This is a genomic window from Pseudomonas sp. S5D5 (genome assembly GCF_003013355.1).
Lineage (GTDB): Bacteria > Pseudomonadota > Gammaproteobacteria > Pseudomonadales > Pseudomonadaceae > Aquipseudomonas > Aquipseudomonas aylmerensis.
Map to the genome: position 1 here is coordinate 179,843 of NZ_PTEO01000001.1, position 21,910 is coordinate 201,752.

At 61.8% G+C, this 21,910-nt stretch carries 23 protein-coding genes and 2 pseudogenes; 16 read left to right on the forward strand and 9 right to left on the reverse strand.

All coding sequences use genetic code 11. The annotated features are described in order from the left end of the window. Positions 1-121: 121 nt before the first annotated feature. From cyaY to rnk, 3 genes are all read left to right on the forward strand, one after another. Positions 122-454 (forward strand): iron donor protein CyaY, encoded by a 333-nt coding sequence (gene cyaY / locus C9990_RS00815; protein ID WP_065902433.1) that lies wholly within the window; start codon positions 122-124, stop codon positions 452-454. Between the two features lie 2 nt (positions 455-456). Continuing rightward, complete coding sequence (locus C9990_RS00820) at positions 457-675, forward strand: DUF1289 domain-containing protein (RefSeq protein WP_106802310.1); 219 nt, start codon at positions 457-459, stop codon at positions 673-675. A gap of 131 nt (positions 676-806) precedes the next feature. After that, on the forward strand, positions 807-1,220 hold the full coding sequence (rnk, locus tag C9990_RS00825) for a nucleoside diphosphate kinase regulator (protein WP_010207444.1): 414 nt from the start codon (positions 807-809) through the stop codon (positions 1,218-1,220). On the opposite strand, the gene C9990_RS00830 is transcribed toward rnk, so the two are convergent. The 3 genes from C9990_RS00830 to C9990_RS00840 form a co-directional block, all read right to left on the reverse strand. Continuing rightward, a complete protein-coding gene (locus C9990_RS00830; RefSeq protein WP_106802311.1) occupies positions 1,217-4,057 on the reverse strand; it encodes a class I adenylate cyclase in 2,841 nt (946 codons plus the stop codon). The genes rnk and C9990_RS00830 overlap by 4 nt on opposite strands. Before the next feature lie 168 nt (positions 4,058-4,225). Then, complete coding sequence (locus tag C9990_RS00835) at positions 4,226-4,480, reverse strand: TIGR02647 family protein (protein WP_010207442.1); 255 nt, start codon at positions 4,478-4,480, stop codon at positions 4,226-4,228. Between the two features lie 185 nt (positions 4,481-4,665). Continuing rightward, positions 4,666-4,950 (reverse strand): hypothetical protein, encoded by a 285-nt coding sequence (locus C9990_RS00840; protein ID WP_106802312.1) that lies wholly within the window; start codon positions 4,948-4,950, stop codon positions 4,666-4,668. Between the two features lie 126 nt (positions 4,951-5,076). On the opposite strand from C9990_RS00840, the gene C9990_RS00845 reads away from it, so the two are divergent. Continuing rightward, complete coding sequence (locus tag C9990_RS00845; RefSeq protein ID WP_106802313.1) at positions 5,077-5,736, forward strand: glutathione S-transferase family protein; 660 nt, start codon at positions 5,077-5,079, stop codon at positions 5,734-5,736. Between the two features lie 92 nt (positions 5,737-5,828). On the opposite strand, the gene argH is transcribed toward C9990_RS00845, so the two are convergent. Next, entirely contained in the window at positions 5,829-7,223 is a 1,395-nt protein-coding gene (argH, locus tag C9990_RS00850) for an argininosuccinate lyase (RefSeq protein WP_034110688.1), read from the reverse strand. A 389-nt stretch (positions 7,224-7,612) separates the two neighbouring features. On the opposite strand from argH, the pseudogene C9990_RS32965 reads away from it, so the two are divergent. The 8 genes and pseudogenes from C9990_RS32965 to C9990_RS00885 all read left to right on the forward strand — a co-directional run. Then, positions 7,613-7,729: pseudogene (locus C9990_RS32965) on the forward strand (sensor histidine kinase); the annotation flags it as partial. Further along, on the forward strand, positions 7,726-8,472 hold the full coding sequence (locus C9990_RS00855; protein ID WP_106802314.1) for a LytTR family DNA-binding domain-containing protein: 747 nt from the start codon (positions 7,726-7,728) through the stop codon (positions 8,470-8,472). The pseudogene C9990_RS32965 and the gene C9990_RS00855, both read left to right, overlap by 4 nt. 138 nt (positions 8,473-8,610) lie before the next feature. Beyond that, positions 8,611-9,552, forward strand: coding sequence for a hydroxymethylbilane synthase (gene hemC, locus C9990_RS00860; protein ID WP_106802315.1), 942 nt, complete (start codon positions 8,611-8,613; stop codon positions 9,550-9,552). Further along, on the forward strand, positions 9,549-10,298 hold the full coding sequence (locus tag C9990_RS00865; protein ID WP_106802316.1) for a uroporphyrinogen-III synthase: 750 nt from the start codon (positions 9,549-9,551) through the stop codon (positions 10,296-10,298). The genes hemC and C9990_RS00865 overlap by 4 nt, the downstream gene beginning before the upstream one ends. Before the next feature lie 38 nt (positions 10,299-10,336). Continuing rightward, the gene (locus tag C9990_RS00870; protein WP_065902417.1) at positions 10,337-11,452 is read left to right on the forward strand and encodes a uroporphyrinogen-III C-methyltransferase; all 1,116 of its coding nucleotides are present in this window, start codon (positions 10,337-10,339) and stop codon (positions 11,450-11,452) included. Positions 11,453-11,457: 5 nt separating this feature from the next. Beyond that, positions 11,458-12,699, forward strand: coding sequence for a heme biosynthesis protein HemY (locus C9990_RS00875; RefSeq protein ID WP_106802317.1), 1,242 nt, complete (start codon positions 11,458-11,460; stop codon positions 12,697-12,699). A 237-nt stretch (positions 12,700-12,936) separates the two neighbouring features. Then, positions 12,937-13,458 carry a disulfide bond formation protein B gene (locus C9990_RS00880; protein WP_065902411.1) on the forward strand — a complete coding sequence of 174 codons (522 nt, stop codon included), beginning with the start codon at positions 12,937-12,939 and terminating at the stop codon, positions 13,456-13,458. A gap of 210 nt (positions 13,459-13,668) precedes the next feature. After that, positions 13,669-14,127, forward strand: a complete 459-nt coding sequence (locus tag C9990_RS00885) for an Rsd/AlgQ family anti-sigma factor (protein ID WP_065902409.1) — start codon at positions 13,669-13,671, stop codon at positions 14,125-14,127. Between the two features lie 54 nt (positions 14,128-14,181). On the opposite strand, the gene C9990_RS00890 is transcribed toward C9990_RS00885, so the two are convergent. Next, positions 14,182-14,859, reverse strand: a complete 678-nt coding sequence (locus C9990_RS00890) for an FKBP-type peptidyl-prolyl cis-trans isomerase (protein WP_065902408.1) — start codon at positions 14,857-14,859, stop codon at positions 14,182-14,184. A gap of 193 nt (positions 14,860-15,052) precedes the next feature. Between C9990_RS00890 and C9990_RS00895 the strand changes: the two are divergent. After that, positions 15,053-16,129, forward strand: a pseudogene (locus C9990_RS00895) (AlgP family protein); the annotation flags it as partial. Between the two features lie 176 nt (positions 16,130-16,305). On the opposite strand, the gene C9990_RS00900 reads toward C9990_RS00895, so the two are convergent. Beyond that, positions 16,306-16,773, reverse strand: coding sequence for a TIGR02444 family protein (locus tag C9990_RS00900; protein ID WP_106802319.1), 468 nt, complete (start codon positions 16,771-16,773; stop codon positions 16,306-16,308). 50 nt (positions 16,774-16,823) lie between these two features. Here C9990_RS00900 and C9990_RS00905 point away from each other — a divergent pair, with 50 nt between their 5' ends. From C9990_RS00905 to C9990_RS00915, 3 genes are all read left to right on the forward strand, one after another. After that, positions 16,824-18,734 (forward strand): ATP-binding cassette domain-containing protein, encoded by a 1,911-nt coding sequence (locus tag C9990_RS00905; protein WP_065902402.1) that lies wholly within the window; start codon positions 16,824-16,826, stop codon positions 18,732-18,734. Further along, positions 18,734-19,306 (forward strand): mechanosensitive ion channel family protein, encoded by a 573-nt coding sequence (locus C9990_RS00910; RefSeq protein WP_065902400.1) that lies wholly within the window; start codon positions 18,734-18,736, stop codon positions 19,304-19,306. Before C9990_RS00905 ends, C9990_RS00910 begins: the two co-directional genes overlap by 1 nt. Before the next feature lie 90 nt (positions 19,307-19,396). After that, positions 19,397-20,029 carry a LysE family transporter gene (locus C9990_RS00915; protein ID WP_106802320.1) on the forward strand — a complete coding sequence of 211 codons (633 nt, stop codon included), beginning with the start codon at positions 19,397-19,399 and terminating at the stop codon, positions 20,027-20,029. A 141-nt stretch (positions 20,030-20,170) separates the two neighbouring features. On the opposite strand, the gene C9990_RS00920 is transcribed toward C9990_RS00915, so the two are convergent. From C9990_RS00920 to C9990_RS00930, 3 genes are read right to left on the reverse strand one after another with little or no spacing between them, the layout of a single operon-like run. Then, on the reverse strand, positions 20,171-20,914 hold the full coding sequence (locus tag C9990_RS00920; RefSeq protein WP_065902396.1) for a penicillin-binding protein activator LpoB: 744 nt from the start codon (positions 20,912-20,914) through the stop codon (positions 20,171-20,173). A gap of 3 nt (positions 20,915-20,917) precedes the next feature. Further along, on the reverse strand, positions 20,918-21,505 hold the full coding sequence (gene lpoB / locus C9990_RS00925) for a penicillin-binding protein activator LpoB (protein ID WP_015886479.1): 588 nt from the start codon (positions 21,503-21,505) through the stop codon (positions 20,918-20,920). A gap of 29 nt (positions 21,506-21,534) precedes the next feature. After that, entirely contained in the window at positions 21,535-21,906 is a 372-nt protein-coding gene (locus C9990_RS00930; RefSeq protein WP_008439304.1) for a YcfL family protein, read from the reverse strand. Positions 21,907-21,910: the final 4 nt, after the last annotated feature.

Consider the following 21,910-nt stretch of genomic DNA (forward strand, 5'->3'; position numbering starts at 1 on the left):
ACGCTCGATGGGGATATTTCATTCCGTCGATCGTGATGAAATCGGTATCCTTTGCAATCGGCGGGGCTCGCCCGTATCGTGCGGCGCTTGAGCAAAACCAGACACTTTTGAGGTTGCCACAATGAGTTTGACCGAAGCCCGTTTTCACGACCTGGTGGATTCGACCCAGCAGGCACTGGAAGATATTTTCGACGACAGCGGCCTGGACGTGGACCTGGAAAACTCGGCCGGCGTGCTGACCGTCAAGTTCGAGAGCGGCCAGCAGTTGATCTTCAGCCGCCAGGAGCCGCTGCGTCAGCTGTGGCTGGCGGCGCGCTCCGGTGGCGTGCACTTCGACTACGAAGAAGAAAGCGGCAAATGGCAGTGTGACAAGAGTGAAGAGCTGTTGGGCGAGATGGTCGCGCGCCTGGTCCACGAATATACCGGCGCCGAGCTGGATTTCGACGAGATCTGACCGTGACCCAGCCTGTACCTGTCCGCCCGCCGAAGCCGCTGTTCAGTAACGTCAGCCCGGCGGTACCGTCACCTTGTATCAGTTTGTGTCGCCTGGACGAGCATAAAGTCTGCCTTGGTTGCTTCCGCCACGTAGAAGACATCCGTGAATGGCGCTCCGCCGATGATGCCCGGCGCCGGGTGATCTGCCTGGATGCCGAGCAGCGCAGGGCGCGCGCCTGAGGTCGTCTTGTTTATTTGTGACGCTGTGGTAGTGTCCGGGTACGCCTCAACTCATCGAGGCCCGTGAGAACCCCGCCTTTTCCTGGCGGGGTTTTGCTTTTTTGTGCAGAAAAAAGGAGTCTGCCTGAATCATGACCACCGCACCGTCCATCATTCTTACCCGTCTTGACGTGCAGCGTCTGGAGCAACTGATCGACCGCTTGGGCGACGAGTCTCCCGGCGTCGAAGCGTTGCAAGCCGAACTCGACCGCGCCGAAGACGTGGTCGGTCACGATGAAGTGCCTGCGGGTGTCGTGACCATGAACTCCAGCGTGCATTGCCGTGAGCAAGGCAGCGGCAAGGACTACCACCTGACCCTGGTCTACCCCAAGGACGCCAACGCCGACGAAGGCAAGATCTCGATCCTGGCGCCGGTCGGCAGCGCGTTGCTCGGCCTGCAGGTGGGCCAGCATATCGACTGGCCAGCACCAGGCGGCAAGACGCTCAAGCTCGAATTGCTCAGCGTTGAAGGCCAGCCCAAGGATGGCGGCGCCTTTCCTCTCTAAATCTGGCTCAGCGCCGCATTGAGCGACAGCTCCAGCTCGGCCTTGTAGCGCAGGTACAAATTGCTCGGGCTCTGTACATCACCGAGCAGGCCCGACAGGTCCAGGTCGGTGATGTAGCAGCGGTAACGTTCGGCTTCCCGACGTTGCCCGACAATCTCCTGGGCGACCACTGCAAACAGCTGGTCGCCAAACTCCAGTTCGCAAAACTCCCGCTGATTGCAGTACAGGGTAATGCCCACTTGGCCGGGCGCCGCCTTGCCAATAATCGCCTGCACGTCATAAAACGGTTTGTTTGTCGGGTTTTGCGGTGCCGGCCGCGGCTCGATGCCGCGTGCGCGACTGCTGCCCGACGGCAACAGCTGGTAATAAAAGATTTGCACCTCGCCCAGCGGTTGTTGCGGGTCCAGCGGTGACAGCGCATCCCGGCGATAAATGATCGATTGCAGGAAGCGCTGCAACGGCGCCAACAAGCTCTGCTCATCATGGAACGGCAAGCGTTGCTGCCAGAGCGCGTTGAACTCATCCAGCACATACAGCTCGGCGAAACCTTCGTTGACCCGGTAGAACACCTGCACGCAATCGGCCATGCCCATCGGCAGCAACAAGGCCAGGTCGTGGTCTTCCAGGGCCATGGCGTCCAGGTGCAGCGGGCTGTAGCTGGCCAATTCTTCGCTGAGGTAGGCAATCAGCGCGTCCTGGGTCGCCAACGACACATGGGTGGCCTGGCCCGGCGTCAATTCCATCACGTGATAGTGCTGCTGTACCTGGAGCAGGTAGCGGTGATTGCCCTGGCCGAGCAGCAGGTTCTGCGCGGTGTCGAAGATTTCTTCGACGCGCTGGGCAATGAACTGCGCACGGTTGTGACAGAAACAGCGCACCCGCAACCGCGGCAGATGGTCGGCCGGCAGTTGGTTGAGGTAGTCGCGCAGGCAGTCGAGCAGCGCATGGGGGCCGTCGTAACGACTGACCATCACCTCGTTCCAGCTATTGAGCGTGACCTGGTCCAGGGTCAGCACCAGGTTGTCGCGCACCCCGGCATAACTCAGCGAGTCGGTACGCTCGGTGGTCATCAGGATATTCAGGTCGCGGTGATGCTTGAGCGGGTCTACGCCGACGTTGATCAGCAACAACACCTCCTCGGGCACCGCCGAGCGCAGCAGGCGCTCCTCATCGACGCTGGCCAGCGGCAGGGCGATGGTCTGTTGCAGGCTGCCGAGCAGGTTGAACAGCTCGAACTCGGTCATGTCGCTGACGCCTGGATGCAGCGCCAGGCGGGTGCTGCTGTCGATCACGCCGTTGCGGTGGCACCAGGTGAGCATTTCCAGCAGGTCACGGCTGCGCTTGATCGGCGCGAAGTGTTCCCATTCCAGGGCTGTGAGGTTGCCGTTGTACAAGCCCCAATGGTGCTGGCCCGGCTCCTTGCGATTGGGCGACTGCACCAGGGTGAGGGTGTCTTCGGCCAGGTCCGGGGCGATGCCGGGGTTGATGAATTCGACCTTGCCGGCCTTGCGTTCGAAGGCGGCATACAGGCGCCGGCCCAGCACATTGAGGTCGCGCTTGTTGATCAGGCTGACGGTCTGTTCGGTGCGGGCGAATTGGGTCAGGAAGCGATAGCTGTAGTTCAGCTCGTTGACCAGGGCGCGGCGCTCGGACGCCACCTGGCGTACTTTCCACTGGCTGCGGCTGTCCAGCAGCGCCAGCTGGCGTTGGTCCCAACCCCACTCATGCGCCAGGCGCTCCAGCAACAGCCGCTGCCAACTGGTCGCGCGCTGGCCGACGGTCAGCTTGCGGTTGACCTTCAGGTACAGCGCCCGCCGTACCAGTTCCAGGCGTTCCGGCTCGTGACGGGCCTTGAGGTATTCCTCGATGCGACGGTAGACCACGATGTACGGGTCGAGCTCATCCAGGTCCATCTGGTTGGCGAACACCGCGCGCTTGAAGCGCAGGCTCAGGCACTGCACGTTCGGGTGCTCGCTGGCGTAGACCTCGGTCAGCAGCAGCTTGAGCACCGACTTGTAGGGTGACTCGATGCCCTTGAACAGCTGCCACAGCCCGGCGCCGATGAATTCGCCCGGGGGAATGTGCGCCAGGTGGCCGAGGTCGAGGGTTTCATCGGCGCGGATAAAGCGCTTGGATATCAGCGTATGGGTGAACTCGGCATAGCGGGTTTCTTCGTACACCGGCACCAGCCACCAGATCGGCGTGCGCCCGGCCAGCCAGATGGCGGTGCGGTAGAACTCGTCCAGCAACAGGTAATGCTGGGTGGTGCCGCAGTCGTCGGAGCTCAGTTGCGTGTCGCGCTCGCCGAGCACAAAGCGCGTCGGCTCGATCAGGAAGAAGTGTGCTTCGGCGCCCATGCTCAGGGCCCAGGCCTCCAGCAGCTGGCATTTTTTGCGCAGTTCGGCCAGCTCGGCTTCGCCGAGGTCCGGCGCATGGCACACCCACACGTCCATATCGCTCTGATCCGCCTGGGCCAGGGTGCCGAGGCTGCCCATCAGGAACAATCCATGAATCGGCCGTGGCGGGTTGCCATGGCGTGGCTTGTAGGAGAACGAGCGAGTCAGACGCTGGGCTTCGGTCAGGGCTTGGGCGTCGGGCTCGAAATTTGAGAGCCCCGCAGGCGTGCTGCCCGAGACATAGCCTGGCAGCAGCGGGTGATTGACGTGAAAGAACAGCGGCAACAGGGTCAGCACGCTTTGCTGGCGTGGCGTCAGCCCCTCGACGGCCCGGGCCATGCGGCCTTCGTTGAGGGCCATGAAACGCGCGCGCAGTTGGGCCAGTACCTTGCGGTCAATGCCTTCGTCCAGGTCGGGGCGGATTTCGTGGGTGCGGGTCATGTCGAATTCGTTGGCTCGCAGGGCCCAACGTGGGCGGCCGTGTCGGAGTTTACAGCCAGTAGCGTAGGAGGTTTAGAGGGAAATTGTTTTTGGCGCCAGAATTTTGTGGCGTCCACGGCAACGCCCCCGGAATCCGCAGAGCGCGGACTCCATGGGCGGTCTCAGGGATCAGGCAGCTTCTTTGGTGGTGGCAGTGGTGAGGATGGTCAGCAGCGTTTGAGCCTGCTCTGCAGCGTCCCGGCCAAGGCTGGTCAGGTAGCCCCCGTCTGGCTGGTCGATAAGTCCTTTCGCATGAAGGCGTTTGGCAGCGGCGATGGCAGTGGGAGCGGCGGTCTGGTGGACTTTCAGACCTTCCTTGGTGCTGTCCAAGGGGAAGAGTACAAGGATTTCCAGTTCGGCAACCAACTCAGGGGTATACGACATAAGGACTCCAGACTTTCTAAAATTTATTAGAGGCTAGCAGGGCATAAGGTGAACGCACTTTGCCGGGCTGTCCAGTAGGAGCAAGCGCGCTCGCGAAAAACCTGAGAGCGCCGCGTGTATTCAGGCTGCTCGTGTTGGCGTTGGCGGTTTTCGCGCGCAGGCCGGCTCCTGCCAGGTCTGGTGACTTAGTTGTTTTCCGGAGGCAGCTCTGGCAGTGCCCGCAGCGCTGTTTCGTACCATTCGGTATCGAATGCGCGGTCTTCTTCGAGCATCTTGTCGATTTCCACGGCCAGCACATGGGCCATGAGATTCAGAATGTCGTCGCGCTCATAGCCCACCAGCGTCAGCTTGTTGAAGGTGGCTTTGGCGGCAGGCGGGTTGTCGCTTTCGATTTGGTTTTCGATGGCCTGGGTCAGCGTACTTTCGGTGAACTCTTCTTCGTCGCTGTCGATATCGGTCGGCTCGCTCATGGCAGGCTCCTGTAGGAAAGGGCGCCAGTCTACCCCCATTCAAGCGGTTGATGCTGCTGGCAAGGCCAGGCCCGGGGAGCTATAACGCTTGCAGCCAACCCCATTCCCGGCCTGGAGGCAATCGCAATGCTCAAGCTCTACGGATTCTCGGTCAGCAACTACTACAACATGGTCAAGCTGGCGTTGCTGGAGAAGGGGCTGCCTTTCGAAGAGGTGCCTTTTTACGCCGGGCAAACCCCCGAAGCCCTGGCGGTGAGCCCGCGCGGCAAGGTCCCGGTGCTGGGCGTCAAGCAGGGCTTTATCAACGAAACCAGCGTGATCCTCGAATACATCGAGCAAACCCAGGAAGGGCCTTCCCTGCTCCCGGCCGAGCCGTTCCAGCGCGCCCAAGTGCTGGCGCTGTGCCGAGAAATCGAGCTGTATATCGAATTGCCGGCTCGCGCCTGTTTCTCCGAAGCCTTTTTCGGCATGCCGGTGCCGGAGGCGATCAAGGAAAAATCCAAGGCGGAGCTGTTGCTCGGGGTTGGCTCATTAGGCCGGCACGGTAAATTCGCGCCGTTTGTGGCGGGGGAGAGCTTCACGATTGCGGATCTGTATTTCATGTACAGCGTAAACCTCGCCTGCGCGGTGGGCGAGAAGCTGTTTGGCCTGGATCTGCTGGCTGAGATGCCGAAGGCTAAAGCGTTGCTGGAACGTTTGCACGGGATGCCCAACGCGCAGAAAGTGGCGGCGGACAGGGAGGCGGCGATGCCGGCGTTCATGGCCATGGTGGCGGCGAAGAAATAGCGGCGCTCACACGTGTAGGAGCCGGCTTGCCGGCGATGGCGGCCTCAAGATCAACTGCGATCTCAAGGGCCTCATCGCCGGCAAGCGAGTGCTTAGCGGCTGGCGAGCAGGGCCTGGCCGCGCGCGACGGCAGCCTTCACCTGCGCCGGCGCAGTGCCGCCCACATGGTTACGGGCATTCACCGACCCTTCCAGGGTCAGTACCGCGAACACGTCCTGCTCGATCTGGTCGCTGAACTGACGCAGCTCTTCCAGGCTCATTTCCGCCAGGTCCTTGCCGGTGTCCACGCCGTATTTCACGGCGTGGCCGACGATTTCGTGGCAGTCACGGAACGGCAGGCCACGGCGCACCAGGTAGTCCGCGAGGTCAGTCGCGGTGGAGAACCCGCGCAACGCCGCTTCACGCATGATCGCGTGCTTGGGCTTGATCGCCGGGATCATGTCGGCAAACGCGCGCAACGAGTCGCGCAGTGTATCGGCGGCGTCGAACAGCGGTTCCTTGTCTTCCTGGTTGTCCTTGTTGTAGGCCAGCGGCTGGCCTTTCATCAGGGTCAGCAGGCCCATCAGCGCGCCGAACACGCGGCCGCTTTTGCCGCGTACCAGCTCGGGCACGTCGGGGTTTTTCTTTTGCGGCATGATCGAGCTGCCGGTGCAGAAGCGGTCCGGCAGGTCGATGAACTGGAATTGCGCGCTGGTCCACAGCACCAGCTCTTCGGAGAAGCGCGACAGGTGCATCATCGCGATGCTCGCGGCGGCGCAGAATTCGATGGCGAAGTCACGGTCCGACACACCGTCCAGGGAGTTGCCGCCCACGGCGTCAAAACCCAGCAGTTGCGCGGTGTATTCGCGGTCGATCGGGTAGGTGGTGCCGGCCAGTGCGGCGCTGCCCAACGGCATGCGGTTGGCGCGCTTGCGGCAATCCACCAGGCGCTCGTAGTCGCGGCTGAGCATCTCGAACCAGGCCAGCAGGTGATGGCCGAAGGTCACGGGCTGTGCGGTCTGCAGGTGGGTGAAGCCGGGCATGATGGTGTCCGATTCACGCTCGGCCTGCTCCAGCAGACCTTTTTGCAAGCGGGTGATTTCGGACAGGATCAGGTCGATTTCGTCACGCAGCCACAGGCGAATATCGGTAGCCACCTGATCGTTGCGGCTGCGGCCGGTGTGCAGCTTCTTGCCGGTCACACCGATGCGGTCGGTGAGGCGGGCCTCGATGTTCATGTGCACGTCTTCCAGGTCGACGCGCCAGTCGAACGTACCGGCTTCGATCTCGCCGCGAATCGTGGTCAGGCCGTCGATGATGCTGTCGCGCTCGGCGTCGGTCAGCACGCCGACCTTGGCCAGCATCGTCGCGTGGGCGATGGAGCCCATGATGTCGTGGCGGTACAGGCGCTGGTCGAAGGTGACGGAGGCGGTGAAGCGGGCGACGAAGGCGTCGACGGGTTCACTGAAGCGGCCGCCCCAGGACTGGTTGGTCTTGTCGGTGCTCATGGATTCGCTCGTGATCTGCTTAATAAAGAGGCATGGAAGTGTGCCGGCGATAATAACAGGGTTGCCCGTTGAGGCGGTGCTGCGGGTCGTCGGCATTTTTATTTGTGCAAAGCTGGCTAAGTGCCTTGCCGTCGAACGCGTCCGGGAAGAGACTGGGACAAGGGTTTATTGAAACGATATTTGACGATTGAGCAATGTCGTCTCAGTGAGCGTCTACAGTTGGACTGATAGTGTGTGAATGCACCAAAGTCGGGTGATGCGGTCATAGCCCAGACTAACCATTAAAAAGGGGGGTATTCGGATTGTGTATCAGCAAACCCTACGACAGTGCCCGCAGGCAGCAGGTCTTGGGCGCTATTGAACAGGTCCGGGTAAATATGGGTGCCGCTGTCGGGGCACTTTTTGCCGCTCGCGCTAGTCTTAGCGTGGATCGCTGTGACGCAAGTCACCGCACCTGTCTACGCTATCCTTGTGCGAGACTCACGCAGGAATCCAGCGCAATATGAATGTCCTGATCGTTGATGACGAACCCCAAGCCCGCGAGCGACTGAGCCGTTTGGTCAGTGAACTCGAGGGTTATACAGTCCTTGAGCCGAGCGCCACCAACGGGGAGGAGGCGTTGACGTTGATCGACAGCCTCAAGCCCGATGTGGTGCTGCTCGATATCCGCCTGCCGGGCCTTGATGGCCTGCAAGTTGCCGCCCGCCTGAGTGAGCGAGAATCGCCACCTGCCGTGGTGCTGTGCGCGGCCCAGGAAGAGTTTTCCGCCGACACGCTCGAAGCCAGCGGTGTCAGCTTCCTCACCAAACCCGTGGCTGGCGACGCGTTGCTCAAGGCGCTGAAAAAGGCCGAGCGGCCCAATCGCGTCCAGCTCGCCGCACTGACCCAGCCCGCCGCCCAAAGTGGTAACGGGCCACGCAGCCACATCAGCGCCCGCACACGCAAAGGTATCGAGCTGATTCCGCTGGGCGAGGTGGTCTATTTTATTGCCGATCACAAGTACGTGACCCTGCGCCACCAGGGCGGCGAAGTGCTGCTCGATGAACCGCTCAAGGCGCTTGAGGATGAATTCGGCGACCGCTTCGTGCGAATCCACCGCAACGCGCTGGTGGCCCGCGAGCGAATCGAACGCTTGCAGCGTACACCCCTGGGGCATTTCCAGTTGTTCCTCAAAGGGCTGAATGGCGATGCATTGATCGTCAGCCGACGCCATGTCGCCGGTGTGCGCAAGATGATGCAACAGCTTTAGCCTGGGGCCTGCGGCGATGCCTGTACCTCTTATCCCGGTGCGACGCGGCCAGGGAGGCCCCGCACTTGCTGATTCAAATCAAAGCGTATTTGCCTGAGCTGTTATTATCTGCCGTATCTATTCAGTACGGATTGATCCATGTCCTCTCGCGAAATCCGCATCGCCACCCGTAAAAGCGCCTTGGCCTTGTGGCAGGCCGAATACGTCAAAGCACGCCTTGAGCAGGCCCATGCCGGCCTCAAGGTGACCCTGGTGCCCATGGTCAGTCGCGGCGACAAGCTGCTGGACTCGCCGCTGTCGAAGATCGGCGGCAAGGGCCTGTTCGTCAAGGAACTGGAAACCGCGCTGCTGGAAAACGAAGCCGACATCGCCGTGCATTCGATGAAAGACGTGCCCATGGATTTCCCTGAAGGCCTGGGCCTGTTTTGCATCTGCGAGCGTGAAGACCCGCGCGACGCCTTTGTTTCCAACACCTACGCGTCGTTGGATGAGCTGCCGCTGGGCAGCATCGTCGGCACGTCCAGCCTGCGTCGTCAGGCACAGTTGCTCACTCGCCGCCCGGACCTGCAGATTCGTTTCCTGCGCGGCAACGTCAACACCCGCCTGGCCAAGCTGGATGCCGGCGAATATGACGCGATCATCCTCGCCGCGGCCGGCTTGATCCGCTTGGGTTTCGAAGACCGCATCACCTCGGCCATCAGTGTCGAGGACAGCCTGCCGGCCGGTGGGCAAGGCGCAGTGGGCATCGAATGCCGCACCGCCGACACTGAAATTCATGCCTTGCTCAAACCCCTGGACCACCACGACACCGAAGTGCGCGTCACGGCCGAACGCGCCCTGAACAAGCACCTCAACGGCGGCTGCCAGGTGCCGATTGCCTGCTACGCCGTGCTCGAAGGCGACAATCTGTGGCTGCGTGGCCTGGTAGGCGATCCGGATGGCGGCACCCTGCTGACTGCCGAGGTGCGTGGTCCGCAGCGTGATGCCACGGCCCTGGGTATCCAGGTGGCGGAAGAGCTGCTGGACAAGGGCGCTGGCGCCATCCTGCAAAAAGTCTATGGCGAGGGCGGCCCGCAGTGACCGGATGGCGACTGCTGCTGACGCGGCCTGCCGAGGAATCAGCAGCCCTGGCTTCGGCATTATCAGACGCCGGAATCTTCAGCAGCAGCTTACCCTTGCTGGACATCGAGCCCTTTGCTGTTACCCCCGAGCAGCAGGCCGTGTTCCGCCACCTCGACCGTTACTGCGCAGTGATCGTGGTAAGCAAACCGGCCGCGCGCCTTGCCGTGCAACAGCTGACCCAAACCTGGCCGCAGCTGCCATGGTTCAGCGTCGGCGGCGCCACCGCGCAGGTGTTGGCCGAACACGGCCTAAACGTTGATTACCCCCAGTCTGGCGATGACAGCGAGGCTTTGCTTCAATTGCCTGCGTTGCGCGAGGCTATCGCGCGCCCGGATGCGCGGGTGTTGATCCTGCGCGGCGAGGGGGGGCGGGAGTTGCTGGCTGAGCGTTTGCGTGAGCAAGGTGCTAGTGTCGACTATCTGGAGTTGTATCGTCGTTTCTTGCCGGACTATCAGGCGGGAGTACTGATGCAACGCATCCAGTTGGAACGCCTGAACGGCCTGGTGGTCAGCAGTGGGCAGGGTTTGTTGCACCTGCAGGCCCTGGCTGGCGCCGATTGGTCTCAGGTGGCCCGGCTTCCGTTGTTCGTGCCCAGTCCGCGAGTCCAGGAGATGGCGCGGGCCGCAGGCGCAGAAAAAGTGGTGGATTGTCGCGGCGCGAGTGCCGCGGCTTTGTTAGTGGCGTTGGGCAGCTGTGTCTTGTGACGGCCGCCCCCACTCTCTGATACACAAAGGACGGATACGTGAGCGAAACAGCCTTGCCTAAAGATGAAACCCAGCCCGCACTCGATGCGCCGGCTGAGTCACCGGTTACCGCGCCGCGCCGTGGCAATGGCCTGGCAATCGTCGCCCTGCTGCTGGGCGCTGCCGGCGTTGCCGCAGGCGGTTGGGGGATCGTGCAGGTCCGCGCCTTGCAAGCCAGCAGCCAGCAACAGCTGGGGCAGGTGCAGACCCTCGACGACCAGTCCCAGACCCTCAAGCAAAGCCAGCAGCAACTGGCGGCGCGCCTGGCCCAGTTGCCGGGTGCCGATGAGCTGGAGGAGCGTCGCCGTCTGGTCGCGCAACTGCAGGGTGACCAGCAACGCTTGAGCCAGCGGCTGGAAACCGTGCTGGGCGCCAGCCGCCAGGATTGGCGCTTGGCTGAGGCCGAGCATTTGATCCGCCTGGCGAGCCTGCGCCTGTCGGCCTTGCAAGACATCAACAGTGCGCAGTCGCTGGTGCAGGGCGCCGACGAGATCCTTCGCGAGCAAAGCGATCCGGGCTCTTATGCTGCTCGCGAGCAATTGGCCAAGAGCCTGGCCGCGCTGCGCAGCACTGAGCAGCCAGACCGCACCGGGCTGTACCTGCAATTGGCGGCCTTGCGTGACCAGGTTGTGCAATTGGCGGCCATCGCCCCTGAATATCAACTGACCGATCCCGCTTCCCAAGGGCGCCCGACCACCGATACCGAGAGTCGTTGGAGCCAGTGGTGGGAGCAGATTTCGCGGTACTTCCGCATCGACTTCAACCCTGACGACAACATCCGTCCGTTGCTGGCCGGCCAAGGCCTGAACCAGGTACGCCTGGCCCTGAGCCTGGCCCTGGAGCAAGCACAGTGGGCCGCGCTCAATGGCGAGTCGGCGGTCTACAGCCGCTCGCTGGGCGAGGCGCGCAGCGTGCTGCAGGACAACTTCAACCAGGACAACCCGCAAAGCAAGGCGATGCTGGCACGTATCGCCGAGCTTGAGCCCAAGGCCGTCTCGGTGGTGACCCCGGACCTGGCCGCGAGCCTGGCCGCCGTGCAGGCGTACCTTGACCGTCGTCATCTGTCTGCCGACGAAGCCAAGGCGGCCGCGGGCACGCCGGCAACCCAGGAGTAGAGCCGATGAAGCGTTTCTATGTGATCCTGGTGCTGGCGATTGCGATCGCCCTGGCACTGGCCGTGGGCATTTCCAAGCACACCGGCTACGTGCTGATTACCTACCCGCATGTGCTGCATTACGAGTCGAGCCTGTGGGCCACCTTGGTGGCCGTGTTTGCCATCGGCCTGGCGATCTACCTGATCCGCGTGTTGTTGAGCCTGGTGACCACCTCCGGTGGGGTGGTCAACCCGTGGTCGCGGCGTAACCGCAGCCGCCGCGTGCAGATTGCCATCGAACAAGGCCAGATGGACCTCGCCGAGGGCCGCTGGGCCAGCGCCGAGCGCCATTTGCACCGTGCCGCCGAAGCCGAGCGCCAGCCATTGCTGTATTACCTCGGCGCCGCTCGTGCCGCCAATGAGCAAGGCCGCTACGAAGAGGCAGACGGCTTGCTCGAACGTGCCCTGGAGCGTCAGCCCCAGGCCGAGCTGGCGGTTGCCTTGAGCCACGCGCAGCTGCAGCTGGACCGAGGCGATACGGAGGGCGCGTTGACCACCTTGCAAGCGATGCACGAACGTCACCCGCACAATGCGCAGGTGTTGCGTCAATTGCAACGCCTGCATCAGCAGCGGGGCGACTGGTCATCAGTGATCCGCCTGCTGCCGGAACTGCGCAAGGACAAGGTGCTGCCTGCCAGCGAGTTGGCCGAACTCGAGCGCCGCGCCTGGGGTGAAAACCTGAGCCTGGCTGCACAGCGCGAAGACCAGGGTGAAGCGGGCTTGCAGTCACTTGAGCGGGCCTGGCAGCAACTCACCTCTGCGCAGCGGCAGGAGCCGCAATTGGTCCTGGCCTATGCCGAGCAATTGCGTCAGTTGGGAGCCGACGCGGAGGCCGAAGAAGCGCTGCGTGGCGCGATCAAGCGCGGCTACGACAGTCACCTGATCCGCCTCTACGGCCTGTTGCGTGGCAGTGATCCCGCCCGCCAGTTGAAGTTTGCCGAAGGTTGGCTCAAGGACCATCCCGGCGATGCCAGCCTGCTGTTGACACTGGGCCGCTTGTGCCTGCAAAACAGTCTGTGGGGCAAGGCGCGTGACTACCTGGAGAGCAGCCTGCAGGTACAGCGCAATCCGGAAGCCTGTGCCGAACTGGCGCGGCTGCTGGCCCAACTGGGCGACACCGAGCGCAGCAACCAGCTGTTCCAGGAGGGGCTGGGCCTGCTGGATAGCCGCTTGCTGGCGTCACCGCTGCCGGTACCTGCGCGAGTTTGAAGTAGGATGTTATCCAAGGGTTGGCTCAGACAAATCTGATAGCCAACCCTTCAATGTCTCGCAAACGCGTTGGCTAGAGCCTTTATAGGCATGCTCCTACGTTCAATAGTTTGAAGTCTTCCATCCTCTGACGGGTTGTCCTTATCCTCTTGCGGAATCGTCTGCTCTAGCATGTATTGAAAGGGGTCGGGCCTTTCCTCTACCGTATTGACCTATATTTCGCGGTGCGGATAAAGCATGTCTTTGGCCCCTTCACGTTCCTTGTTTTTCCTTGCATTCCTGGCAGGTGGGCTGACGTTGGGTGCGTCCTTCTACCTGGAATTTGGCGCGTCGTTGCGGCCTTGTTTCCTGTGCCAGTTGCAAAGGGTCTTCCTGGCGGCCTTCACGCTGATCAACCTGGCCGCCGCGCTCTACAGCCCCAAGCGTTCTGCCATCTACCTGTACGGTCTGGCGAGCATGGGCTGCGCATTACTCGGCGCCATCACTGCCGTGCGCCAGGTACTGTTGCAAAATGCCGCACCCGACCAGGCTGGCGACTGCTGGCCGAGCCTGCAATACATGATCGAAAACCTGTCGCTGTGGCAGGCATTGCAATCGGCCGTCAAAGGCACGGTTGATTGCGTTGATATCAACTGGACGTTGTTCGACCTGAGCCTCCCCGAGTGGAGCCTGCTGTTCTTCCTGGGCATGCTGATCCTGGGCGCTACGCAGTTTTCGCGGCTGATTTCGAGCCAGCGTTTGCGTCCTGCTCGGCACTGAAAGGCCGTCACACTTTGCAGAAGGGGATTAAACACTTGTATGAACTTTCTCTCCTGCGTACCTTGAAGCCACAGTCATGCGGGCATAATCTGGCCCGCACGCGTTAATGAAACCGTTTGTCAGATGTGGCCTTGTCCGGCTGCCGCTTTAATCCTTGAAGTGTTGCGCGGGCACCAGGCAGCAGCGCCCCTATAGGGAAGAGAGATCATCATGCTGGAAAGTTGTCAGAATGCTCAGGAACGCTGGGGTGGGGTGCACAAGCTGATCGACAGCTGGTTGAAGGCACGTCACGAACTGGTTCGGGCCTTTGATGCTCTCGGCGCCAAGCCCGAGGCACTGGCTGAGAACCGCGAACCGTTGCAGGATTTCTGCGCTGTGTTGGTGGACTACGTATCGGCTGGACATTTCGGTGTCTACGAGCAACTGACCAAAGAAGCGGAAGCTTTTGATGATCAGCGTGGTCTGGAATTAGCCGAGACCCTTTACCCACGTATCGATGTGATCACCGAAAAATTGCTCGCGTTCACCGACCTGTGTGATGCCGGTAATTGTGTCGCCGAAAAATTCAAGGAGCTGGGTGGCCTGCTCCATGAGCGTTTCGAATTGGAAGATTGCCTGATCGAAGTGCTGCACAACGCCCACAAGGAAGAGGCGGCCACCCAGGCCTGATCTTTGCTGGCGGGATAAAAAAACGGTGCGCATTGCGCACCGTTTTTTATTGGGTCAGTGACGAGTACCGAGCAATTCGATCTCGAACACCAGCGGCGTATACGGCGGGATCAACTCGCCGGCGCCGTCGGCGCCATAAGCCTGGGCTGAGGGAATCACCAGGCGCCATTTCGCGCCCACTGGCATCTGTTGCAGCGCGCTGCTCCAGCCGCTGATCACGCTGTCGAGGCGAAACCATTGGGGCTGCGTGCTCTGATCGAACACCGTGCCATCGGGAAGGCGTCCCACGTATTTCACTTGGACCTGATCACTGGCCAACGGCTTGTTGCCCGTGCCGGCAGTGAGTTCGGTGAGCAGGATGCCATCCGCCAGTTCGCGCACACCTTTTGCGGATTTTTCCTTGGCTAGAAATTGCTGTTCGGCGGCCAGTGCTTTTTCACTCTGGGGTGCCTGCGCGTCGGCTTCGGTTTGCGCTTCGTGCTGGGCCAGAAGCTGCTCGATACGCGCGTTATCCAGCGCCAGCGGTTTGCCTTGATAGGCCTGCTTGAGGCCGTCGATCAAGGCCTGGATCTGCAAGTCCGGAACCTCCTGGCGCAGGCGTTCGCCGAGGCTGGCACCCAGGCTGTAGGCGAGGTCGTGTTGATCCTGCGCGGTGGTTTTCGCCGGTGATTGCTCGCCCGCATTGGCCATCGAGATTGCCAGGCCAAGCACAAGAAAAAGGTAACGCGACATGAGCATTTCTCCCGCCGAAAGTGCGACGGATTATGCCAGTGTGGGAGCGTAAAAAGTGCCGCGCATTTTCGTTATATCGATAAGAATTTTCGTACGTTGCAACGCAAGGCAAACGATACTGTCAACATGCCCTAGCGGCGGTAAGAGCAGAGGGCTAGTATGAGCCGCACCCACGTCAGCCAGGAGGTAAACCATGTCGGCCAAACAGAAGCCTGTTAATACCCCGTTGCATTTACTCCAACAACTTTCGGGCAGCTTGCTCGAACACCTGGAAAGCGCCTGTTCCCAAGCGTTGGCCGATGCAGAAAAGCTGCTCGCCAAGCTGGAAAAACAACGCGGTAAAGCGCAAGAAAAGCTGCACAAATCCCGCACCAAACTGCAAGACGCCGCGACTGCCGGCAAGGCCAAGGCACAAGCCAAAGCCAAAGACGCTGTCAAAGAACTTGAGGACTTGCTGGACGCCCTCAAGGATCGCCAAGCTGAAACCCGCACTTACATTTCCCAACTCAAAAAAGATGCTCAGGAAAGCCTGAAACTGGCCCAGGGCGTTGGTCGTGTGAAGGAAGCCGTGGCTAAAGTGCTGGGCGCTCGTACCCCTGCAAAAGCCGTTGCCGCCAGCTCGGCGAAAAAGCCGGCAAGCAAGGCTGTTGCTGCGAAACCAGCGGCCAAGCCAGCTGCTAAAACCGCTGCTGCAAAATCAGCCGCCAAGCCAGCTGCCAAAACTGCTGCTGCAAAACCAGCCGCCAAACCAGCTGCTAAAACTGCTGCTGCAAAACCAGCCGCCAAGCCAGCTGCTAAAACCGCTGCTGCAAAACCAGCCGCCAAGCCAGCTGCTAAAACTGCTGCTGCGAAACCAGCCGCCAAGCCAGCTGCTAAAACTGCTGCTGCGAAACCAGCCGCCAAGCCAGCTGCTAAAACCGCTGCTGCAAAACCAGCCGCCAAGCCAGCTGCCAAAACTGCTGCTGCAAAACCAGCCGCCAAGCCAGCTGCTAAAACCGCTGCTGCGAAACCAGCCGCCAAACCAGCTGCTAAAACTGCTGCTGCAAAACCAGCCGCCAAGCCAGCTGCCAAAACTGCTGCTGCAAAACCAGCCGCCAAGCCAGCTGCCAAAACTGCTGCTGCAAAACCAGCCGCCAAGCCAGCTGCCAAAACTGCTGCTGCAAAACCAGCCGCCAAGCCAGCTGCCAAACCTGCTGCTGCAAAACCAGCCGCCAAGCCAGCTGCTAAACCTGCTGCTGCAAAGCCAGCCGCTAAGCCAGCTGCTAAACCTGCTGCTGCAAAGCCAGCCGCTAAGCCAGCTGCTAAACCCGCTGCAGCCAAGCCAGCTCCGGCAAAGCCAGCGACCCCGGCAGCACCTGCTGCTACCGCAGCGTCCAGCGCTCCAACCGCACCGACCAGCAGCACTCCTGCACCGGTAGCGCCAAGCACCACCCCAACCAGCGCTTCCTAAGCGCCGGTGGCCGCGACGCGCAGCTGCTGCAGCGCGTTGTGGTCAAGGTTGGCGGCATCCTCAGCCGCCAGTCCTTCAAGCCATCGCGGTTGCCCCGCCCCGTCATCACCCGGCCATGCTTGCGCCAGCGCTTCCAGGCGCTTGAGCAGCGAGCGTTCGGCATCCAGTTCCAGGGCCTTGACCCGTTCGCGTAACGCCGCTACTGCCTCATCCTGCTGCGCCATGGCCCGCCATTGTGTGCGCACGTGCCGTAACGGTCCGACCACCTGTGCCTGCCAGGGCCCGGCAATCTGTTTCAGCGCCTGGATACGTTCGGGTGTCGGCGCTACAGCGCGCCGTTCCAGCCACGCGCCGCAGAGCAACAGGCACACATCTGCACCTTGCGCCTGCATGCGCAGGCAAGCGGCTTCGCACCCTGGGCGGGCGTAAGTCGAGAGGGCAAAGCTCCACAGGTCAGCGCACATATTCACACCCAAGCCAGCGGCCAACGAAGCTGGTAGACTCCGCCGCCATTATGATCCGACTTCAAAGCCTAACATTACAGCGTGGCCCGCAACGTCTTCTTGAAGACGCCGAGCTGACCCTGCACGCCGGTCACAAAGCCGGCCTGATCGGTGCCAACGGCGCCGGCAAATCCACGTTGTTCGCCTTGTTGCTGGGTGAGCTGACCCCGGATTCCGGGGACTGCCTGCTACCGGCTGACTGGCGCATCGCCCACATGCGCCAGGAGATCGACACCCTGGACCGCATCGCGATCGACTACGTGCTCGATGGCGACCTGCGCCTGCGCCAGGTGCAACACGACCTGGCCGAGGCCGAGAAAGCCCAGGACGGCGCGGCCCAGGCCCGCCTGCACTCGGAACTCGACAGCGCCGACGGCTACACGGCCGACGCCCGCGCCCGCAAGATGCTCGCCGGGCTGGGTTTCACCAACGAACAGATGGACCGCCCGGTCGCCGACTTCTCCGGCGGCTGGCGCATGCGCCTGAACCTGGCCCAGGCGCTGATGTGCCCCTCGGACCTGTTGCTGCTCGATGAACCGACCAACCACTTGGACCTCGATGCGATCCTGTGGCTGGAAGACTTCCTCAAGAGCTACCCAGGCACCTTGCTGCTGATTTCCCACGACCGGGATTTCCTTGATGCCGTGGTCGACAATATCGCCCACGTCGAACAGAAGAAAATCACCCTCTACCGGGGCGGCTACACTGCGTTTGAACGCGCGCGCGCCGAACGCCTGGCCCAGCAGCAACAGGCCTACGAGAAGCAACAGGCGCAACGTGCGCACATGGAAAGCTACATCGCCCGGTTCAAGGCCCAGGCCACCAAGGCCCGCCAGGCCCAGAGCCGGATCAAGGCCCTGGAGCGCATGGAAGAGCTGTCGGCGGCCCACGTCGATTCGCCGTTCGATTTCGTGTTCCGTGAGTCGGTGAAAATCTCCAGCCCGCTGCTCGATCTTTCGGATGCACGCCTGGGTTATGGCGACAAAACCATCCTGGAGAAGGTCAAGCTGCAGCTCACGCCGGGTGCACGCATCGGTTTGCTCGGGCCTAACGGTGCGGGCAAGTCGACGCTGATCAAGAACCTGTCCGGCGAGTTGCAGCCCCTGGCCGGCCGCCTGACCCGTGGCGAGAACCTGGTAGTGGGCTATTTCGCCCAGCATCAGTTGGACTCCCTCGACTCCAAGGCCAGCCCGTTGCTGCACCTGCAGCGCCTGGCGCCGACCGAGCGCGAGCAGACCCTGCGCGACTTTCTCGGCGGTTTCGACTTCCGTGGCGCGCGCATCGATGAGCCGGTGCTGAATTTCTCCGGCGGCGAAAAAGCCCGCCTGGCCCTGGCCTTGATCGCCTGGGATCGCCCGAACCTGCTACTGCTCGACGAACCGACCAACCACCTGGACCTGGAAATGCGCCTGGCGCTGACCATGGCCTTGCAGGAGTTCAGCGGTGCGGTATTGGTGGTGTCTCACGATCGCCACTTGCTCAAGAGCACCACCGACAACTTCCTGCTGGTGGCGGATGGCAAAGTCGAAGAGTTCGACGGCGACCTGGACGACTACGCGCGCTGGCTGACGGATTACCGCCTGCGCAACGCGCCGGTCAGCAACACCCCGGTCAACCCGGACAAGACCGACAAGAAAGCCCAACGCCAGGCCGCTGCTGCGTTGCGCCAACAGTTGGCGCCGCACAAGCGTGAAGCCGACAAGCTGGAAGCCGAGTTGGGCAAGGTGCACGAGCGCCTGGCCAAGATCGAGACCAGCCTGGGCGACAGCGCCGTGTATGAGGCTGCGCGCAAGGATGAGCTGCGCGACCTGCTTGCCGAACAGGCCAAGCTCAAGGTGCGTGAAGGGCAGCTGGAGGAAACCTGGATGGAAGCCCTCGAGTTGCTGGAAACCCTGCAGGCGGAGCTGGAGGCGCTGTCCTGATGGAAGCGTTGCAGCTGCCGATACCGACGCAATGGGTCGAGCCCGTGTGGATCGGTGTGCAAATCCTGTTGATCCTGCTGGCCGGCTACCTCGCCCAGCGCTTTGTCGCCAAGGGGCTGACGCGCCTGGGCGAGCGCTACCCGCTGCCGCCGCAATTGCTGATGCCGCTGCGCGGCGGCTTGCGCTGGCTGATCATGGGCAGTGCGCTGATCTTCGTGCTGGGCCGCCTGGGAGTGTCTGCCACGGTGTTGTGGACCGCGCTGTCGGGGTTCGTGGCGGTGGCGGCGGTGGCGTTCTTCGCCATGTGGTCGGTGCTCTCCAACCTGCTGTGCGCGATTCTGATCTTCACCGTCGGGCCGTTTCGCCTCGGTGATATCGTCGAGCTGGTGGATACCGTCGACAAACCCGGCGTGAAGGGCCGGGTGGTGGCGATCAACCTGCTCTACACCACGCTGGTCGAAGTGGCAGAAGCCGGCACTGACAGCGCGATGGTGCAGGTGCCCAACAGCCTGTTCTTCCAGCGCTCGGTGCGGCGTTGGCCAGGGACTCACGTGTTCCCCGGCGATCGCTAGTATTCACATCTTGTAAAAAAATCTATAGCCAGCCTTTGGTCGGCGGAGTTAGCTTTAGGCATAACCGCTAACTCTTCCCTGAGGTGTGTAATGGCACTCGACACATGGCTGGCCTTTTTCGTGGCCAGTTGGATCATCTCCCTTTCCCCCGGCGCCGGTGCCATCGCGTCGATGTCCAGCGGTCTGCAATACGGTTTCCTGCGCGGCTATTGGAACGCCATCGGCCTGCAACTGGGCCTGGCGATGCAGATTGCCGTGGTAGCGGGTGGCCTGGGAGCGATTCTGGCGGCATCGTCTACCGCGTTTTATGCGATCAAATGGTTCGGCGTGGCCTACCTGGTGTACCTGGCCATCAAGCAATGGCGTGCCTTGCCCATGGACATGAGCGAAGACGCGACGGTACGCCCGATCGGCAAGCCGATGGCGATGATGTTCCGTGGTTTCCTGGTCAACGCCAGCAACCCCAAGGCCTTGGTGTTCATGCTGGCGGTACTGCCGCAGTTCGTGAACCCGCAGGCGCCGCTGCTGATCCAGTACCTGATCCTCGGCGCGACCATGATCAGCGTCGACATGATCGTGATGGCGGGCTACACCGGGTTGGCCTCGAAAGTGTTGCGCCTGTTGCGCACACCGAAGCAGCAGAAACGCATGAACCGCACGTTTGCCGGGTTGTTCGTGGGCGCGGCGGGTTTCCTCGCCAGCTTGCATCGCGCAACGGCGTAACTGACGAAACCGGTTAAAAAATGTGGGAGCGGTCTTGCTCGCGAATGCGCAGTGTCAGTCACCAGATGTATTGACTGATCCACGGCATTCGCGAGCAAGCCCGCTCCCACATTGGTTTTATGTCGGTAGCGGGATTTTCATTCAGCGCAGGATCTTCGGCGCTTCATCCCGTGGCAGGTTATTGCGCAATGCCGGCTGCCCAGGTTGTTCCTGATAACCACCACCCAATTGTTCGGCCAGCTGCCGCGCAACATCCTCACCCAAGGCTTTCGACACCTCTTTAACCACGCGTGGTCGGTTCAGGCTGACGCGTACGTCACGGTTGTTGACCAGCTTGGTGTCCTGGCCTTCGCCCATGGCGGTGAACGCCGAGGTGATCTCGTAGGTGCGCGTGTTGATCAGGCTGAAATCCGCCACCAGCGTCAGGCCCAGCACCGCCGAGTAACTGTTGGTGTGGTCCAGGGCGTTGATGTCCTGGGTAAAGTCGATGTCCGACAGCGTGCCGAACAGCACATAGTCCGCGCCCTTGAAGTGACCGGCCTTGATGCGCTTGATCACGTCGTAGACGTCACCCTTGGCGTCAGCGGTGTAGGGCGTGCCCTGCACCAACTGGAACTGCCGGGACTTGAGGATCTCGCCCTTGATATCACCGCTGAACTTGCGCAGCTCGGTCTGCTCGATGTAGCTGGTACGGCTTTCGTACTCGCTGTAGTTCGAGGACCCGCTGGCGTGGTAAGCGCTGGCCTGGAAGTTGTTATTGGCCGACACCTGGTGAATGTATTCCTCGACCCGCGCCTCATAGGCCAGGTCGGTCACCGCGATCTTCGGGGCGGCCGAGGCGCCAAAGGCGCACAGCAGGCCGATCATGCCGATCCATGCACGCATTGCTTAGCGCTCCGTAGTCTTGCGGATTTCTTTTTCGTCCATCCATTCGGCCAGGCCGCTCTCGACGTCGATCAGCTGCAGGCTGAACTTGTAGAACACGTCCTTGTAGTCCGAGCTGCGCTTGACGATGGAGCTGATCGAGCCTTCCAGGCGGTACTTGGCGGCGACCATGTTGCCGGTCTTGCTCACGGTGGATTTCTTGTACAGGCCGCTCTGGTTCTGCAGCTTGAGCTGGTCGACCTGGCTCTGCATGTCGGTGTTGTCGCTGGCGAAGCGCGCGGTGCCGGTTTTCATCAGCTGGGTCTTGATCGACGTGGTGATCTCGCGGGTGTCGATGTATTCGCTGGTCTTGTTCTTCACGTCATACACCTGCACCACCGGGCGGCCCTGCAGGATGCCGGACTGGGCCAGGGAGCGGGTCATGCTTTCGGCGATCATCTGCAGGTCGGTGGAGCCGAACTCGTTGGTCACCAGTTCCACGGCCTTGGTGTCGCCGTAGCTGATGTTCTTGCCGCCCAGTACCGGCGAGGTGTTGGCGCAACCGCTGGCCAGGACGGCCACCACGGCGAGGATCGAGAAGCGTGCAAACATGGGGAAATCTCTCAAAAAGGGTGGACGGCTCAAGGGGTTTTGACTTCGAGACGGAAGTCCGCCGCTTGCGGCAGATTGGCGATGGCCGGCAGGAAGGTTGCCTGGTTGGCGTACAGGTTCAGCACTTTCCAGGTTTCTTCGTCGCCCACCGGGAAGCCATCGGCGCCCAGCCAGGCGAAGCGGTAATACATCATCTGGTTGCTGCTGGTGATGTTGCTCAACTGCACCTTGGCGGTGAGGAAGCCATTCTCGCGCGCGACGCGAATGGCGCCGACGGCGATGCCCTTGAACTTGCCCATTACCACGATTTTGCTCGCGGCGCTGCCAGGCTCCGGCGGCGGCGGGGTGGCGCAGCCGGCGAGCAGGACCAGCGCCAGGGCGCCGAGGATGAAATGACGCATAGCG